Origin of the sequence: Lactobacillus sp. N54.MGS-719, from assembly GCF_000980505.1 — a bacterium.
Lineage (GTDB): Bacteria > Bacillota > Bacilli > Lactobacillales > Lactobacillaceae > Lactobacillus > Lactobacillus amylovorus.
This window is the reverse complement of sequence record NZ_LARO01000006.1, coordinates 26,729-44,394: the sequence shown is the minus strand read 5'-3', so window position 1 is coordinate 44,394 and position 17,666 is coordinate 26,729. Positions and strand designations below refer to the sequence as shown.

The following is a 17,666-nucleotide window of genomic DNA, read 5'->3' as shown; positions in this document are numbered from 1 at the left end:
TTAAATTTTTTAATATCATATATTATATTTTAGTATTTTAATCTGGGCAATTTATGTGCTAATTTAATAAGGTAGATTTGGAGGGAATTAAACAAATGTCTGAAAATTTTCATGGCTTAACTCAAGCCGAAGCAGACAAACGCCTTAAAGAAGACGGCTTAAACGAAGTACCTGAGCCTGAATACAATTTCTTTAAGGAATTTTTGTCTAAATTATGGAATCTTTCTGCTTGGATTCTAGAAGGTGCATTGATCCTTGAATGTATCTTAGGCAAGTGGGTTCAATCATTATTCGTATTGTTGATGTTACTCTTCGCGGCCTTTAACGGAGCTTCAAAGAAGAAACAATCACGTCGCGTATTAAACAACATTTCACACAAATTAACGCCAACTGTTGCGGTTGAAAGAGATGGCAAATGGATCAAGATCGACTCTAAGCAATTAGTCAAAGGCGATCTAATCTCATTGCAACGTGGTGACGTATTGGCAGCCGATGTCAAAGTAGTTTCTGGCGCTCTAGCTTGCGATGAAAGTTCAATTACTGGTGAATCAAAGCCAGTTAAAAAGAATGTTGACGACACCGCCTATGCTGGTACTACAGTTGTCGAAGGTGACGGCTTAGCAATCGTTACTGCTACTGGTAAGCACTCAAGAAGTGGTAAGACCATCAACTTGATCAACAATTCTGCTGCACCAGGTCACTTGCAACAATTGTTGACTAAGATCATCTACTACCTTTGTTTATTAGATGGTGTTCTTACTTTAGTAATCATCATCGCTTCATTCTTCAAGGGTGGCAATTTCAATACCTTTATTAACATGTTGCCATTCCTTGCCATGATGTTCATTGCCTCAATTCCTGTGGCTATGCCATCAACTTTTGCATTATCCAACTCATTTGAAGCAACTCGTTTGAGTAAAGAAGGCGTCTTGACTTCCGACTTAACTGGTATTCAAGATGCAGCCAACTTGAACTTGCTCTTGCTTGATAAGACTGGAACTATTACCGAAAACAAAACTGCCGTAGCTAGCTGGACCGATGTTAGCGATCTACCTGATAAAGATGTGCTTGCCTTAGTTGGTGCGGCCACTGACAAACGTAATGCCGGTATCATTGATACTGCTATTGATGAATACTTAAAAGAAAAAAACATCCCTGTAATGGACACCGATAATTTCGTACCATTTACTTCCGACACTGGTTACTCAATGGCCGAAGCTGATGGTCACAACGTTAAGCTGGGTTCATTTAAACAATTATCTTTAATCGATAAAAATGCCAACGAAGAAGTAAACGACATTAACTTTAAAGCAGGTCGTTCAGTTGCTGTTTTAATCGACGATAAATTCGCCGGTGTCTTCATCTTACAAGATAAGGTAAGAAGCGATTCTAAGGCTGCTTTAGCTGAATTAAAGAAGCGTGGCGTTCGTCCTATCATGTTAACCGGTGATAACCAAAAGACTGCCGCAGCCGTAGCTGAACAAGTTGATTTAACTGGTGAAGTAATTTCTATTCATGACTTTAACGATAATACCGATATCGACAACTTAGCTGGTATCGCCGACGTTTTACCTGAAGATAAGTTAAACATGGTTAAGTGCTTCCAAAAGAAGGGCTACATTGTTGGGATGACTGGTGACGGTGTTAACGACTCACCTGCTTTGAAGCAAGCTGAAGTTGGTATTGCCGTTTCTAACGCTGCCGACGTTGCTAAGCGTTCAGGCAAGATGGTTCTTTTGAACGATGGTTTAGGTTCAATCGTTAAGATCTTGGATGCTGGTCACCGCGTTTACCAAAGAATGACTACTTGGTCATTGACTAAGCTTGCTAGAACTGCCGAATTAACTATGCTTTTAACATTCGGTTACCTGTTCTTCGACTACATTCCAATGGCTTTGAACGCAATGGTTATCTACACTATCATGAACAACATGGTTACTATGATGATCGGTACTGATAGAACCCATATCACTTACAAGCCAGAAAACTGGAACATGGCTAAATTAGCTAAAATTGCCTTCTCTCTTGCTGCCGGTTGGACCGTGATCGGTTTCATCTTTGTTTGGTACTTGAATACTCATGGCTGGAGTCATGGTGCTATTTCAACGATGGTCTACGTATACTTAGTCTTAAGTGCTATGCTCATCGTATTAATCACCAGAACTCGCAAGTACTTCTGGCAAGATTACCCATCCAAGTTGGTTGGTATCGTTCAAATTGCGGACGTAGCTTTAACCTTTATCTTGGCTCTTTGCGGTTTAGCAATGGTACAAATTAGCTGGCAAAACTTATTAATCACTGTAGTTGTTGCAGTAATTGCGGCAGTATTAATTGATTTGGTTTACCAACCGGTAATGAAAAATAGATAATTTGACCAGAATAAAAAAGAAGTGATGATCATCACTTCTTTTTGTTTTGTCTTGATTATTTAGTTATTAACCATAATAGTTAAAACATTAAATGCCTTAACGTATTCGCCATCACCAATTTGAACAAATGGCTTTTCATTAATTTCTTTATGACCTAAATAGTCTACTTTGGTACCACGCTTGACAAACTTGCCTGGAATTTTTTCACCATTTTCATCATAGATATATGAATTCTTCTTAATAATGTTTTCTACTCGAGCAGACTTAACATATGGTAAAAATGCTTCTTGTTTTACGAATCTGTTCTTGCCAATCTTAACGTAAGTGGCGCCGTTGATTACTTTGATAACGTGGATCTTGCACATGTTACCCTTCTTTAACCGACCCACTCTAACACCGCGCTTGTTGTAAACATATGCACTTCTAGTTAAATTTAATTTCTTACCTGTTTGAATTGGATCAGCAATCGCTGCATTAACGGGTTCAACGGTAGTTGTTGCACCTAAATCCATTGCCATTAAAGCCAACCCAGCAAGATAAACTATTCTCTTTCTCATCGTTCTCTACCCCCGTTTAATCTGTTTTTTGCTTTCACTTTTATTTTATCAGAGATCAATAAATTTAAACTATTTTTTGAATTAAATCTGCTAAAATTATTAATTGAAACTATTCAAAGGGGAGTAACAAAATAATGATTTTAACATGGGACATAATAAGGCGAACTTTAGAGGTTCTATGGATAATTAACGTCATCTTTGCCGTATGGACCGTCTTTAGAAGTCGTCGAAGCGTGGTTGCCACTTGGGCATGGATGCTTGTTTTGACAATCTTACCTGGTATTGGATTTATTCTTTATCTTTTCTTTGGCCGGCAATTATCGCAAGATGAAATCTTTGCTATCCAAAAGGAACAAAAAGAAACACGTAACCATTATTTAAACCAGCAAAAGAAGATGTTGCAAGAGTACGATCTTCTTCCAAGAAAAGAACGGGTTCCACGTGTCAGAATGTTAACTGAGCTGAATTTAAATAATGATGATGCTATCTTGACCTTTGCTAACCACGTTAAAGTCTACACAGACGGCCCCGAACTCTTTGATCAAATGATTGAAGACATTAAGAATGCCAAAGTAGCTGTTAGTTTGGAGTTCTATACTTTTTATGCAGATAAATTAGGCCATCGCGTTTTAGCTGCACTTGAGCAAGCTGCCAAAAATGGTGCTAAAGTGCGAGTAATCTATGATACTTCAGGTTCACGTGGTACTAAGCCAGCATTTTTTGATCATTTAAGAGAATTGGGTGGGCAAGCACAACCATTTATTTCTACTTCTAAAAAGCACTGGTTCACTACTCCTCGTCTTAACTATCACCTTCACCGCAAATTGGTCGTTATTGACCACAATACGGGTTACATTGGTGGTTTTAATATTGGCGATCAATACGTAAATCAATCTAAGAAATTTGGTCACTGGCGCGATACGCACCTTCGTGTAGAAGGACAATCTCCTATTCTAATGGAAGTTCGTTTTGCCATGGATTGGAACACTTCAACTAGAAGAACTAGTCTTCCTAAATTCGAATTAGATGAGCTTAAAAATTTTATTGTTGATCGTAAAGACTTCGAATCAGATAACAACGTCGCCATGCAAATTGTTGCATCTGGTCCTGATAACCAACGCTACGGTATTCGACGCGGTTATGAAGGTATCATTGCTAGCGCAAAAGAATACGTTTATATTCAGACGCCATATTTGATTCCTGAAGACTCAATTCTAGAATCATTGATTATTGCAGCCAACAGTGGCGTGGATGTCAAAATTATGATTCCATGTATGCCTGACCACCCATTTGTTTATCGTGCGACTGAATATTACGCCAAATACTTGGTTGCTAACGGCGTTAAAGTCTATAAGTACAATGATGGCTTTATCCATGCTAAGACAATGGTCAGTGGCTCAAATATCTCGTCTGTTGGTTCTGCCAATCAAGACTTCCGTAGTTACACTTTGAATTTTGAAGTTAACTCATTCAACTACAATCCTCTTTTAACTAAAGAATTAAAAGAGATTTTTGAAAAAGATCTTGAGAAATGTACCTTATTGACTAATGAATATTTTGCTAAACAGTCATCTTGGTTAAAATTCAAACAATACTTCTCTAGATTGCTTTCACCAATCTTTTAAATCAAAGGTCCAAAAATATTGGGCCTTTTTTCTTTACTTATTTTTTATAAGCTATATAAGTCTATTAACTTTTAATAAATAAGGAGGTTAAAACTTGGCTAATAAAGTAAAAATAGGCGCTCTCAATCTGATGCACAATAAGCTGGATACGCAAAAACGCTTTTAAAGGTTTTGCCTAACGAAAAATTAACGTTTTTATATCCACGCTCTCATTATCTGCATCGCCCTGTTCCTACTGAAGTATCTGCTACTTCTTCAGAGCCATTAGATATCGATCGTATCAAAGAATTTGATGGCTTCATTATTACAAGTGCACCGATTGACCATCTTGCCTTTCATGATGTCGAATATATAGAGGAAATTCGATGTTTGATTCAAGAACTTGATAAACAAAGAAAGCAACAATTGTACTTCTGTTGGGGTGCAATGGCAGCCATGAACTATTTTTATGGCATTAGAAAAAGAATTTTAGCAGAAAAGATTTTTGGCATCTTTCCCCATTTAATCATCGAACCACATCCTTTATTAGATGGGCTTAGCCAAGGCTTTATCGCTCCCCATGCTCGTTATGCGAAAATGGATAAAGAACAAATCATGCAAAATCCACGTTTAGTGATCAATTCGGTTGATGATAACGGCCATTTATTCATGGTTTTATCAGAAGAGAAGCCTGAACAAAACTTCATCTTCTCACATATCGAATATGGCAGAACTGGTTTAAGGGATGAATATCAAAGAGAAATCGCAGCTCATCCCGATCGTCACTACAAAAAGCCAGATAATTATTCTATGTCCTCCCCACTTTTTCAATGGAAGGATACACAAAAAACGTTTTTTGATAACTGGCTTAAACAAGTTGAAAAAAGCAAGTTAGTTTTAAATTAAGAGGTAAAAAATGAGTACAATTTATAATTCAGTTACAGAATTGATTGGTAACACACCATTATTGAAGTTAAACCGTGTCGTTCCAGAAGATGCGGCTGATGTTTATGTTAAGCTTGAATTTGAAAACCCTGCAGGCTCAACCAAAGATCGTATTGCTTTAGCAATGATTGAAAAAGCTGAACGTGATGGCAATTTAAAGCCAGGCGGTACTATTACCTCACGCAACACCGGTATTGGTTTAGCCATGGTAGCTGCTGCTAAAGGCTATCACATTATCATCGTCATGCCTGAAACCATGAGTGTAGAATGTCGTAAGCTCATGAAAGGCTACGGTGCTGAACTTATTTTGACACCAGGTTCTGAAGGCATGAAGGGTTCTATTGCTAAGGCTGAAGAATTAGTTAAGGAAAAAAGCTATTATATGCCAATGCAATTCGATAATCCTGAAAATCCTAATATTCATGAGTTGACTACTGGTCCAGAAATTATTAGCGCAATGAACGGTATCGGCAAGTCTGTCGACGCTTTTGTTGCTGGCGTTGGTACCGGTGGTACTCTTTCAGGTATTGGCCGTGCATTAAAGAAGGAAAATCCTAATACTAAGGTTTACGCACTGGAGCCAAGCGAGTCACCTTTATTAAAGGATGGCAAGACTGGCAAACACGGCATAGCTGCTGGATTTATTCCAAAAAAATTGGACAAAGATGTCTATGACGGCATTGTAGAAGTTTCAACTGATGAAGCGATGAAGATAGCCTGTGAAGTTGCCAAAAACGAAGGTTTCTTACCTGGTATTTTCGCTGGTGCCAACATCCACGGTGCAATCGAATTAGCTAAGAAGCTTGGTAAAGGTCATGCTGCTGTCACTGTTAGTCCAGATGGCGGTGATCGTTACCTTTCAACTGCTTTATTTAACGAATAAACAAAATATTACTGAAATCATTGTCTAGGGATGAATTGATTTGATTCATCCTTTTTCTTTTACCAGAACATTGGGCTAGACCCTTTTAATTTTATCAACTATAATTGGTATATACATATTGACGAAAAGAGGTATATATAATGAGAATGAGATCTTTAGGTCTATCCATCTATCCAGACCACAGTAATTTTGAAGACAATGCTAAATACCTAGAACTTGGTCATAAATACGGCTTCTCTCGCATTTTTATGAGTATGCTTGAAGTCAAGTCAGTCCTGCAGAAACTCAAGCCAAGTACAAAAAAATAATTGAATACGGCAACAAATTAGGTTACCAAACTTTCTTAGACGTTTCTCCTCAATTATCTGATCAACTTGGAATTAGTTACTCTGACTTAAAATTCTTCGCAGATACTGGTGCAGCTGGTATTAGATTAGACCCAGCCTTCGACGGGGCAACAGAAGCAATGCTTTCTTACAATCCATATGGTTTAATCATTGAATTAAACATGAGTAACAACGTCGACTACTTAAACAATATTATTTCCTATCAAGCAATGCATTTATTTGCCTCAGGCTTAATTGATGACGTAATCATTGGTAACGCCTATGCTAGCGAAGAAGAATTAAGGGCTTTATCAGAGGTAAATCGTTACCAGTTAATGCTTCACGTTGATTATGTAAAACAAATTAGTGATATAGAAAAACCTCAACACTTCCGCCGCGGCGACATGAATGAAATTGTCATTCGTTCAACTATGCCTCGAGTAACTTACAAAGACATCCCTAACCCACCACATGATAATGAAGAGGAATTTCAACGTGGTGATGTTTTAATCGGTAATGACAATTTTGGTATTTACAAAAATGAACTTCAAATTGTCTTAAAGCCACATAAAGAGCCAAGAAAGAACAAAATTGGTAGTATCGCCAAAGATGAATTATTTTTACTTGATTTTATCAAGCCATGGACCAAATTTAAGTTAACTGGCAAATAGAACAAAAGAAATACCCCTAAAGAAATTTTTCCTTCAGGGGTATTTTTTTATTTCTGTTGATTTCACGCTATTTCTAAGCGTTATACAAATTAGTATAACGATCTTTAATTACTAGTGCAACATTTTAAGACGATTTATTTTTTAGATTTGTTAATCCCTTTCCAAAACCATCTCACACCAACATATGCGATCACAAAGCATGCTAAACTAAGGATCCAGTTTGGAAAGATTGAGGTCATCGTAATAGAACGTCCTGCCTCAGTATTTGCTATCAAGTTGACGCCAAAGATATTCGAAACAATTGGAATATTTACATTAAACCACAAATTCAAAGTTAAATAGATCATTATTAAGAGTAACCAAATTGCAATGACTTTAATAATTCGTTTTATCCAGATATTCATTTTTATAATTACTCCTTACTTTAATTCCATCGTATCTTGTGAGAAAAGAACCGGATATTCATCAGACCATTTCTCAGTTATCGTTTTAACAGTTTCAAAACCAAACTTTTTATACAAAGCTTTAGCACGATTATTGTTGGTAAACACCTCAAGACTGACTGGTCGCTTTAATTCGTCTAGTGTTTTTTCCATTAACTTGGTAGCTATCCTTCTACCTTGTGCATTTGGATCAACATAGATGAATTCGATCTTACCTGGTTTAAAGCCTATAAAACCCATTAATTTTTCGTCCTCAAGTGCTACGTAAATCTTACAAGACAACAAATAATCTAAATATGGTGCATCCCTGAAAGCCACAAAAACTGGCTCCAAATTTTCAGCTTCTAGTTCTTGCATCCTCGCTTTATCCATCACTGCGCCTAGTTGCGCAAAATATTGTTTTTCGTATGATTTGATTTTCATGCTTCCCCCTCTTTTATTAACTAATAATTTTATAAAAATTTTGCAAAATAAAAAAGCCCCAATGCTTTCGCATTAAGGCTTTTTATTTACTATTTAAGCACCGTGATATTTTACTAATGAATAAATATCAACGTCTGGCAACTTCTCTCTACCCTTTAAGTCAGGTAATTCAATATAGAATGCAGCACCTACAAGCTTACCACCAAGGTTTTCGATTAATTCCTTAGAAGCTCTCAAAGTACCAGCAGTAGCCATCAAGTCGTCACATACAACTACTCTTTGACCTGGCTTAATAGCATCCTTGTGCATTTCCAAGCTGTTTGAACCGTATTCCAAAGCATATGAAGCACGTTCAACTTCTCTAGGCAACTTGTGAGGCTTTCTTGCTGGAACAAAGCCAATGCCCAATTCAGTTGCTACAGGACAGCCAACGATAAAACCACGTGCTTCTGGACCAACGATTACATCCGCATTTCTGCTCTTGGCGTATTCTGCTAATTCATGAGTAGCAGTACGGTATAAATCGCCATCTTGCAAGATTGGTGTAATGTCGCGGAACACAATTCCCTTGTTAGGAAAGTCCTTTACGCTTGCAATATACTTACTAAAATCAATTGCCATAAGAAGTAAAACCTCCAAAAATCTTTGCGTTTTTATTCAAACACTTTTAACTTGTATATTTTAACAGATTTTTGGTATAAAAACATCAAAATCTTGATATTTATCTAATTATTCAAAAAATTATTAACATATGTGATAATTTGCTGAGTTGGCATTGTTCTCAATTGATCGACAAACTTAATTTGTGACTGCGTTGCTCTCAAATACTTAGATGCTGTTAAAGGCTGCTTTTGAGGATGCTGCTCGCCTACTAGCTTGCCATCGTCCAATTTAACAAAGCCTAATTCAAAGAAGACACGTAAAATAAACAATACACTGTCATAATCTAAGCCAAGATATGGCGCTACGGTGCGATAATCATCTGGACTCAACGTTGGGTGAGCATAAATATATTTCAACACTTTGCCAAAATAACTTTTTGCTGGAATATGCTCTACTGGCAATTGATCAAGCAAGAAACGTAAGTAAATTTGTTGGTAATTCTTTTCTAGTGCCGAATTTAATTCGATTTGATTGCGTGGTACATCAAGCAAAGCAACTGTTTCACCAGATTTGTCGTAATCTTTAACCAAACTAATCTTATCGTCACTTACTTGCAGTCTATTCCTAACAATTGGAATATTCTTTTTGTCAAATAACAAATAACGATCTGCAAAACCCATGACTAGCTTTTCTTGACGCAAATCAATAACTGGCGTAGGAACAGCTAATTTAGGTGAAGCAAATTCAATTCCTTCGATGATACCTTGCAACGATATCTTATTGCGATAAGTATTAAGCGACAATTGAACAAAGACCCTGGCAATAAATGGCAACAAATTATTGTTTAAAAAGTCTTTATTAAAACCAATTACAGCCAGGCTGCCACCCTTTTTAGCGACATTAAACTTGACGTGATTCTTCTCTTTACCAATCTTAAAAAATTGGGTAATCGTTGGGTTGGAGATACTGAAAATTGGCTGTGCATCCCCCGTTCCAAACGGTCCCACTTGATTAATCTGCGCTAAGATCTGTGGTGACAATCCCTGCAAAGGCAGTTCCATATCATATTCCTTAATTTCAAGTCCACCTTCAACGTGAAAACCTTTCTCAAGCTTTTCTCTTAAAGCACCAATTTTATCTTCAGTCATTGATAAACCGCAGGCAAAATCATGACCACCAAATTTGGTAAAAAGCTCTTCTTTTAAAGGATTAAGGGCATCAAACAAATTAAAGCCAGTAATTGATCTACCTGAACCTTTGATTTCTCCAGCCTGATTCTTAGTTAAAACGATCGTTGGCTTATGCGTCTTCTCAACGATCTTATTGGCTACCAGGCCCAACACACCTTCATGAAAATCTGGATCATATAAAACAAGCGTATTTTGTTTTTGCCAGCTATTCTCACGGATTAACGCCATACATTTATCATAGACTTCAGTCGTCAATTCCTTACGCTGATTATTCAGCTCTTCAATTTGATCCGCAATCTTTTGTGCTTCAACATCGTCGTCGCTTAATAATAACTCAACTGCAAGGTTAGCATTGGCCAATCGACCTACCGCATTCAAACGAGGAGCAATATTAAAGCCGATATCTGTTTCGTTAATCGAGCCTAAAGTTAAGCCAGCATTCTTTATCAGGGCACGCAAACCTGGTCGCTCAGTTTGGTTAAGTACTTCCAGCCCTCGTTTAACAATTACGTGACCTTCTCCGGTTACTTTAACCATATCGCCAATCGTACCTATCATGGCTAAATCAAGTAGTTCTGGCATCGTATCCTGCATTAAGCCGCGGCAGATTGTGTAGGCAACACCTGCACCACAATAATCATCAAAAGGATATTTTTGGCCAGGATAATTACAGTGTACGATGGCATAGGCATCTGGCTTTTGTTCTTGAAAAGTGTGGTGGTCGGTTACGATTGTGTCTACACCATGTTCTTTAGCATATTTAACTTCGTCAATACCAGTCACACCATTATCTACAGTAATAATTAATTTGGTACCGTCTGCAACAATATCATGATAGCGATCAATATTAGGGCCATAGCCGTCTTTAAAGCGATCTGGAATAAAGTAATACACATCAGCACCTAAAATACTTAGAGTCTCTGTCATAATCGTTGTCGCAGTGATCCCGTCAGCATCATAGTCGCCATAAATCGTAATCTTTTCACCATTATCAATTGCTTGATTGATTCGATCAATGGCCTTGTCCATATCATGCATAAGCGAAGGATCCGCTAAATTCTCTTCGGTCGCATTAAACCAGAAATCTAGTTTTTCATCGCTGTCAATGCCACGTAAGGCAAAAAGCTTTGCCGCAATTGGACTTAGCTGATACTTTTCTATCAAACTTGGATCTAGCTCTTCAGCAGTTCTTTGTTGCCATTTCATTACTGTAAAACACCCTCATCAAAACTAAAAGGCACTCACAAGCGAGTGTCTTTCTTGCAAATCTATTAATAATTTTAACGCAAATACGATATCTGTATAAGTCAGACAATCTATTTTAAGTTAAAGACTTTCAAATTATTATCTGTTGCTTTTTCGGTTTTAATTAAATTACCACGAATTGCCCAGCGATTTTTACCACCATCAGCACAGGTAATTAAGGTGACGATGTTTTGTCGGGTATTGTTAACTAACCAAACTGCAGAAGGATCAACGATCTTCTTCATATAAATGCGATAAATATATACCTTCTTCAAGTCAGTTAAATAAATTAACTCGCCCTTTTTAACATCTTCTAGTGGTGAAAATAGAATACCCTTCGCGGTCATATAGTGACCAGCAAGAGGATAATTACCTTTACCCATCACTTGGTCGGCACGCATTGTTCCACCACCAGTAGACATCGCATCATCGGACATCCCTAACATAATAGGCAAATGCATATTAACTTCAGGGATTGCTATAGCACCAATCGCACCTGAGGTCTTCTTTATCTGCGACCTTGTGGCCTGGCCTATGCCAATTGACTTCACCTTCTTAAAGTCGTACATCCCCTTTTTCTTTTGGTTTTGTTCAACTTTCTTTCTAGTTAAGCTAGTCAAAGTTGACTGTTGGTTATGACTGATCATCTGATTACCAATCTGTTTATTGAAAATCAGGACCAAACCAACAATCAATAAAATGACGGCAAAAATTCTGATTAGAATTGTGCTAACAGAACTTTTTTGTTTATTTTTAGCCATAATTACTTGCCTTTGATATCATCATCATTCATCTTAAGAACGGCCATGAAGGCATCTTGAGGCACTTCTACCTTACCTACAGCCTTCATTCTCTTTTTACCACGCTTCTGCTTTTCAAGCAATTTAGCACGACGGTCAGGGTCACCGGTGTGAATCTTCCAAGTAACATCCTTACGGTATGGCTTGATCGTAGCACGAGAAATAATCTTGGCGCCGATCGCACCTTGAATATCAACTTCGAAGTTTTGACGTGGAATTAACTTCTTAAGCATTGAAGTCATTTGACGAGCACGATCTTGTGCTTCACTTCTGTGAGCGATAAAGCTAAGAGCATCGATTGGTTCCTTGTTAAGCAAGATATCGATCTTAACCAAGTCGGTTGCACGATAGCCAGTAATCTCGTAGTCAAGTGAAGCATAACCCTTAGTTGATGACTTCAAATCATCGAAGAAGTCAAAGATGATTTCAGCCAACGGCATATTGTAGATAACGTTAACGCGGTACTTATCAAGATAGTCCATCGTAACAAATTCGCCACGTTTTCTTTGACAAAGTTCCATTACAGGGCCAACAAAGTCATTTGGCACCATAATTTCTGCCTTAACATAAGGCTCTTGCACTTCCTTGTATTCACCAGCATCTGGCAAATCTGATGGGTTATCAATTACCTTAGTTGAGCCATCATTCATAATTGCATGATAGTCAACGGATGGTGCAGTCATAATTAAATCAAGATCAAATTCTTGTTCTAGTCGTTCTTGCACAACATCCATATGCAAAAGTCCTAAGAAACCACAACGGAACCCGAAGCCTAAAGCAGTAGAAGTTTCAGGTTCAAATTCTAAAGCTGCATCGTTTAATTGCAACTTTTGCAAAGCTTCCTTTAAGTCTTCATAATCACGGTTATCAACTGGATACATACCAGAGTAAACCATTGGTGGAATTTGACGGTAACCTGGAAGTGGTTCGGCAGTAGGATTATCTGCTTGGGTGATAGTATCACCAACACGAGTTTCACGTACGGACTTAATGTTGGCAGTAATATAACCTACATCCCCAGCAATCAAGATATCCTTCTTAATTGGATGTGGACTTGAAACACCTACTTCTGTAACTTCATATTCCTTACCAGTATTCATAATTTGAACTCGGTCACCAGGCTTAACTGTACCGTCTTCGATTTTGACTGACATTACGACACCACGATAGTCATCATATTTTGAGTCAAAAATCAAAGCCTTGAGTGGCGCAGTAATATCACCAGATGGAGCTGGAATGTCTTTTACTACTTTTTCCAGCATGTCCTTGATGCCTTGACCGGTTTTACCAGAAACTTCCGCAGCTTCAGCAGCATCAAGACCAAGCATCTCTTCAATTTCTTCCTTAGTCTTAGGAATATCAGCAGATGGCAAGTCGATCTTATTAATTACAGGTAAAATTGCCAAATCATCATCGATCGCTAAGTAAGTGTTAGCTAAAGTCTGAGCTTGCACACCTTGTGAAGCATCAACTACCATCAATGCACCTTCACAGGCAGCCAAAGAACGTGATACTTCATAAGAAAAGTCCACGTGCCCTGGTGTGTCGATCAAGTGGAAGATGTAGTCTTCGCCATCTTCGGCATGATACTTAACTTCAACTGAGTTCATTTTAATAGTAATACCACGTTGACGTTCAAGTGGCATATCATCTAACATCTGATTCTTAAGTTGACGTTGACTTACAGTATCAGTCAATTCAAGAATTCTGTCGGCAATAGTAGACTTACCATGGTCAATATGCGCTACGATTGCAAAGTTTCGAATATGTTTTTGATAGTCTTTTAATTTGTTTAAATCCATAAATAAATGCACCCTTTTATTTCTGTCTTATTAATTATAGCAAAGGTTACGGCGCATACAAAAGAAATAGCGAGCTGCATTTTACAGCTCGCTATTTTTTTATTCTCCGTTCAATTTATCTTTAAGCCTTTCGAAAAAGCCTTTTTCTTTTGGAGTAATATGTCCACCACCATCTTGAACAAAGTTAGTCAAATCTTGTTTTTGCTTTTCATTAATATGCTTTGGAATAACGATATCAACAGTAATAATTTGATCACCGTTGCCATCACCACGAAGATAAGGCACACCTTTACCTCGCAAGGTAAATTTCTTATTAGGTTGCGTACCTGCTGGAATGGTCAACTTTTCATCACCATGAACAGTCTTAACGTCAATTTCATCACCTAATGTAGCTTGCGCAAATGAAATTGGCACGTGAGTATAAATGTTTTGACCACGACGTTCAAAAATCTTGGATGGCTTTACTCGGTAAATGATGTACAAGTCACCATATGGTCCACCATTAATACCGGCATCACCTTGGCCTTGGTAACGCAATTGTTGACCATTATCAATACCTGCTGGAATATCAACCTCAATAGTATTCTTACGTTCAACAATACCTCTACCGTGACAAGTCTTACATGGGTGTTCAATGACCACACCACGACCATTACATTTATCACAAGTAGTTTGTTGACGAACCATACCAAAGACTGAACGTTGGGTAACTGTCATATAACCTGTACCATGACATTTATCACAGGTAATTGGGTGCGTACCTTTTTCGCAACCATTACCACCACAAGTCTCACAAGTTTCATCACGAGTATAGCTAACTTGAGACTTTTTACCATTAATGGCATCCATAAAGTCAATCGTTAAAGTATAGTCTAGGTCCTCACCACGTTGAGGTGCTGTAGGATCGACTCTTTGTTGACGGCCTTGACCAAAGATATCGCCAAAAATGTCGCCAAAATCGCCAAAGCCTGAAGCATCAAAACCTGCACCACCAAAGCCTTGACCGGCTCCGCCACCGAAGCCACCTTGGCCATTTACACCGGCAGAACCAAATTGATCATATTGTGCACGCTTTTGCTTATCATGCAAAACTTCATAAGCTTCGTTAACTTGCTTATACTTTTCTTCAGCTCCGGGTTCATGGTTCAAATCTGGGTGGTATTTCTTTGCTAGTTTACGATATGCCTTATTAATTTCCTGGTCACTGGCGTCACGATCTACGCCAAGCACTTTATAATAATCTTCTTGTGCCATCTATTTGAACTCCTTATTATTCTCAAAAGAAAAGAACTACTCAATGGGTAGTTCTCTTCTCCTTTTGTTTAATTATAAACCCATTACTTGTTTGGATCTACTTTGTGGAATTCACCATCTTGGGCACCACCGTTATTACCGTTGTTTGGGTTGCCACCTTGTGGGCCTTGAGGACCTGCTTGTGGGCCAGCTTGACCTGCTGCACCTTGAGCTCCACCATTTTGTTGGTAAAGTTTAACAGCTAAGTCTTGAGCAGCCTTGGATAAAGCATCTTTCTTTTCTTTCATTTCGTCCAAGTTGTTGTCCTTTTGAGCCTTCTTCAAGTCATTAAGGGCATCTTCAACTGGCTTACGATCTGCATCAGAAAGCTTATCCTTAGTTTCCTTCAAAGTCTTTTCAGTAGTAAAGACTAATTGATCAACTTCGTTACGTAAGTCTGCTTCTTCCTTACGCTTCTTGTCTTCTTCGGCGTGTTCTTCGGCGTCTTTTTGCATACGCTTGATTTCTTCGTCTGACAAACCAGATGAACTCTTGATAGTAATCTTTTGTTCCTTACCAGTACCCATATCCTTAGCAGATACGTTTACGATACCGTTCTTGTCGATATCGAAGGTAACTTGAATTTGAGGAACACCACGTGGTGCAGGTGGAATATCAGTTAATTCGAAGCGGCCAAGAGTCTTGTCGTCTGCGGCCATTGGACGTTCACCTTGTAATACGTGAACATCTACTGCTGGTTGGTTATCTGCAGCAGTTGAGAAGATTTGGCTCTTTGAAGTAGGAATAGTAGTGTTTCTGTCGATTAACTTAGTGAAGACACCACCCATGGTTTCAATACCAAGTGACAATGGAGTAACATCAAGCAATACGATGTCCTTAACGTCACCTGAAATAACACCACCTTGGATAGCTGCACCTAAGGCAACAGCTTCGTCAGGGTTAATTGAGTGGTCAGGTTCCTTGCCAGCCCATTCCTTAACTGCCTTTTGAACAGCTGGAATACGAGTTGAACCACCGTTTAAGATAACCTTGTCGATGTCGTTAACAGTAAGACCTGCATCCTTTAATGCATTGTCAAATGGGATCTTAGTCTTTTCAACTAAGTCGCTAGTCAATTCATCGAACTTAGCACGAGTTAAGTCAGCTTCAAGGTGAAGTGGACCAGATTCGCCGGCAGAAATGAATGGAAGTGAGATGTGAGTGCTTGATACACCTGATAAGTCTTTCTTAGCCTTTTCTGCGGCGTCCTTTAATCTTTGCATTGCCATCTTGTCCTTGGACAAGTCAACGCCATTTTCATCCTTAAAGTTCTTGATGAGCCAATCCATAATACGGTGGTCAAAGTCATCACCACCAAGGTGAGTATCACCGTTAGTTGACAATACTTGGAAGACACCGTCACCTAATTGAAGAACGGAAACATCGAAAGTACCACCACCAAGGTCGTAAACCAAAACTTTTTCATCTTGGTCTTTATTCAAACCAAAGGCTAAAGCTGAAGCAGTTGGTTCGTTGATGATTCTTTGAACGTTCAAGCCAGCGATTTTACCAGCATCCTTAGTAGCTTGACGTTGTGCGTCATTGAAGTAAGCAGGAACAGTAATAACTGCATCCTTAACTTCTTCACCTAAGTAGTCTTCTGAGAACTTCTTGATGTATTGCAAAATGAATGCTGAAATTTCTTGTGGAGTGTAGCTCTTGTCGCCAACCTTAACCTTGTAATCAGCTTCACCCATGTGACGCTTGATTGAAACAATGGTGTTAGGGTTAGTAATAGCTTGACGCTTAGCAACTTCACCTACTTGAATTTCACCGTCTTTGAAAGCAACTACAGACGGAGTAGTACGATTGCCTTCTGGGTTAGTAATGATCTTTGGTTCTTTACCTTCAAGAACTGCAACTGCTGAGTTAGTAGTTCCGAGGTCAATACCAATAACTTTTGACATGTATAAACTTCCTCTCTTATTGAGCAACTACAACCATAGCTGGTCTTAGTGTCCGATCTTTATATTGATATCCTTTTTGTAAAACCTGAACAACGTGATCTTTTTGATCATCATTCTCAGCTGCTACTGTTTGAACAGCTTGATGCAATGTCGGATCAAATTTAACGCCTTCAGCCTCAATCTCAACAATACCGTGATCTTTCATGGCCTTTGCAAGTGAATCAAGGGTCATTTGAACACCTTTCTTCAATTGCTTAGACACATCATCATCGGCCTTAACGCTTAAAGCTCTTTCCAAGTTGTCCATTGCAGGCAAAACGTCTTTAGCTAAGCTTTGAGATTCATACTTGATAAGTTGTGCTCTTTCTTTTGAATAACGAGCTTGCATATTTTGAATTTCGGCTTCGCTACGCAAGTACTTATCTTCAAGATCTTTATTCTTTTCTTTTAAGTCAGCGATTTCTTTAGCTAACTTTTGATCTTCTTTATCTTTTTTAGGCTCTTCGTCTTTAGCCTTTTCTTTTTTCACAGCCTTTTTTGGCTCAGAAGCCTTTTCTTTTTTATCTAAATCTTTTTCACTTGGAAACTCTTCTCTACTCACGGCT

The 17,666-nt window shown here is 38.3% G+C and carries 12 protein-coding genes and 2 pseudogenes; 5 read left to right on the top strand and 9 right to left on the bottom strand.

Going from position 1 to position 17,666, the window contains the following annotated elements; all coding sequences use genetic code 11:
* Nucleotides 1-95: 95 nt before the first annotated feature.
* Nucleotides 96-2,369: an HAD-IC family P-type ATPase gene (locus tag WS44_RS02120; RefSeq protein ID WP_046432823.1), complete on the top strand. Its 2,274-nt coding sequence runs from the start codon at nucleotides 96-98 to the stop codon at nucleotides 2,367-2,369.
* Nucleotides 2,370-2,428: 59 nt separating this feature from the next.
* Here WS44_RS02120 and WS44_RS02115 read toward each other — a convergent pair whose 3' ends face one another.
* The gene (locus WS44_RS02115; protein WP_046432821.1) at nucleotides 2,429-2,926 is read right to left on the bottom strand and encodes an SLAP domain-containing protein; all 498 of its coding nucleotides are present in this window, start codon (nucleotides 2,924-2,926) and stop codon (nucleotides 2,429-2,431) included.
* Between the two features lie 134 nt (nucleotides 2,927-3,060).
* Here WS44_RS02115 and cls point away from each other — a divergent pair, with 134 nt between their 5' ends.
* From cls to WS44_RS02095, 4 genes and pseudogenes are all read left to right on the top strand, one after another.
* Complete coding sequence (gene cls / locus WS44_RS02110; RefSeq protein ID WP_022087277.1) at nucleotides 3,061-4,551, top strand: cardiolipin synthase; 1,491 nt, start codon at nucleotides 3,061-3,063, stop codon at nucleotides 4,549-4,551.
* A 94-nt stretch (nucleotides 4,552-4,645) separates the two neighbouring features.
* Nucleotides 4,646-5,436 (top strand): annotated as a pseudogene (locus tag WS44_RS02105) (homoserine O-succinyltransferase).
* Between the two features lie 10 nt (nucleotides 5,437-5,446).
* Nucleotides 5,447-6,358: a cysteine synthase A gene (gene cysK, locus WS44_RS02100; protein WP_046432815.1), complete on the top strand. Its 912-nt coding sequence runs from the start codon at nucleotides 5,447-5,449 to the stop codon at nucleotides 6,356-6,358.
* A 140-nt stretch (nucleotides 6,359-6,498) separates the two neighbouring features.
* Nucleotides 6,499-7,355, top strand: a pseudogene (locus WS44_RS02095) (MupG family TIM beta-alpha barrel fold protein).
* A 419-nt stretch (nucleotides 7,356-7,774) separates the two neighbouring features.
* On the opposite strand, the gene WS44_RS02085 reads toward WS44_RS02095, so the two are convergent.
* From WS44_RS02085 to grpE, 8 genes are all read right to left on the bottom strand, one after another.
* Nucleotides 7,775-8,221, bottom strand: coding sequence for a GNAT family N-acetyltransferase (locus tag WS44_RS02085; RefSeq protein ID WP_046432809.1), 447 nt, complete (start codon nucleotides 8,219-8,221; stop codon nucleotides 7,775-7,777).
* A gap of 93 nt (nucleotides 8,222-8,314) precedes the next feature.
* Nucleotides 8,315-8,842, bottom strand: a complete 528-nt coding sequence (locus WS44_RS02080; protein WP_013438124.1) for an adenine phosphoribosyltransferase — start codon at nucleotides 8,840-8,842, stop codon at nucleotides 8,315-8,317.
* Between the two features lie 104 nt (nucleotides 8,843-8,946).
* Complete coding sequence (gene recJ, locus WS44_RS02075) at nucleotides 8,947-11,220, bottom strand: single-stranded-DNA-specific exonuclease RecJ (RefSeq protein ID WP_013642123.1); 2,274 nt, start codon at nucleotides 11,218-11,220, stop codon at nucleotides 8,947-8,949.
* A 110-nt stretch (nucleotides 11,221-11,330) separates the two neighbouring features.
* On the bottom strand, nucleotides 11,331-12,020 hold the full coding sequence (locus WS44_RS02070; protein ID WP_013438126.1) for a class A sortase: 690 nt from the start codon (nucleotides 12,018-12,020) through the stop codon (nucleotides 11,331-11,333).
* Between the two features lie 2 nt (nucleotides 12,021-12,022).
* Nucleotides 12,023-13,861 carry a translation elongation factor 4 gene (gene lepA / locus WS44_RS02065; protein ID WP_046432807.1) on the bottom strand — a complete coding sequence of 613 codons (1,839 nt, stop codon included), beginning with the start codon at nucleotides 13,859-13,861 and terminating at the stop codon, nucleotides 12,023-12,025.
* A gap of 99 nt (nucleotides 13,862-13,960) precedes the next feature.
* Entirely contained in the window at nucleotides 13,961-15,115 is a 1,155-nt protein-coding gene (dnaJ, locus tag WS44_RS02060; RefSeq protein ID WP_013642124.1) for a molecular chaperone DnaJ, read from the bottom strand.
* Between the two features lie 83 nt (nucleotides 15,116-15,198).
* Entirely contained in the window at nucleotides 15,199-17,061 is a 1,863-nt protein-coding gene (dnaK, locus tag WS44_RS02055) for a molecular chaperone DnaK (RefSeq protein WP_013438129.1), read from the bottom strand.
* Between the two features lie 16 nt (nucleotides 17,062-17,077).
* Nucleotides 17,078-17,662, bottom strand: coding sequence for a nucleotide exchange factor GrpE (gene grpE / locus WS44_RS02050; protein ID WP_013438130.1), 585 nt, complete (start codon nucleotides 17,660-17,662; stop codon nucleotides 17,078-17,080).
* Nucleotides 17,663-17,666: the final 4 nt, after the last annotated feature.

Bases quoted from the DNA above. Each gene is read 5' to 3' on its own strand.
- WS44_RS02120 (WP_046432823.1), top strand. From the start codon at position 96: ATGTCTGAAAATTTTCATGGCTTAACTCAAGCCGAAGCAGACAAACGC.
- WS44_RS02115 (WP_046432821.1), bottom strand. From the start codon at position 2,926: ATGAGAAAGAGAATAGTTTATCTTGCTGGGTTGGCTTTAATGGCAATG.
- cls (WP_022087277.1), top strand. From the start codon at position 3,061: ATGATTTTAACATGGGACATAATAAGGCGAACTTTAGAGGTTCTATGG.
- cysK (WP_046432815.1), top strand. From the start codon at position 5,447: ATGAGTACAATTTATAATTCAGTTACAGAATTGATTGGTAACACACCA.
- WS44_RS02085 (WP_046432809.1), bottom strand. From the start codon at position 8,221: ATGAAAATCAAATCATACGAAAAACAATATTTTGCGCAACTAGGCGCA.
- WS44_RS02080 (WP_013438124.1), bottom strand. From the start codon at position 8,842: ATGGCAATTGATTTTAGTAAGTATATTGCAAGCGTAAAGGACTTTCCT.
- recJ (WP_013642123.1), bottom strand. From the start codon at position 11,220: ATGAAATGGCAACAAAGAACTGCTGAAGAGCTAGATCCAAGTTTGATA.
- WS44_RS02070 (WP_013438126.1), bottom strand. From the start codon at position 12,020: ATGGCTAAAAATAAACAAAAAAGTTCTGTTAGCACAATTCTAATCAGA.
- lepA (WP_046432807.1), bottom strand. From the start codon at position 13,861: ATGGATTTAAACAAATTAAAAGACTATCAAAAACATATTCGAAACTTT.
- dnaJ (WP_013642124.1), bottom strand. From the start codon at position 15,115: ATGGCACAAGAAGATTATTATAAAGTGCTTGGCGTAGATCGTGACGCC.
- dnaK (WP_013438129.1), bottom strand. From the start codon at position 17,061: ATGTCAAAAGTTATTGGTATTGACCTCGGAACTACTAACTCAGCAGTT.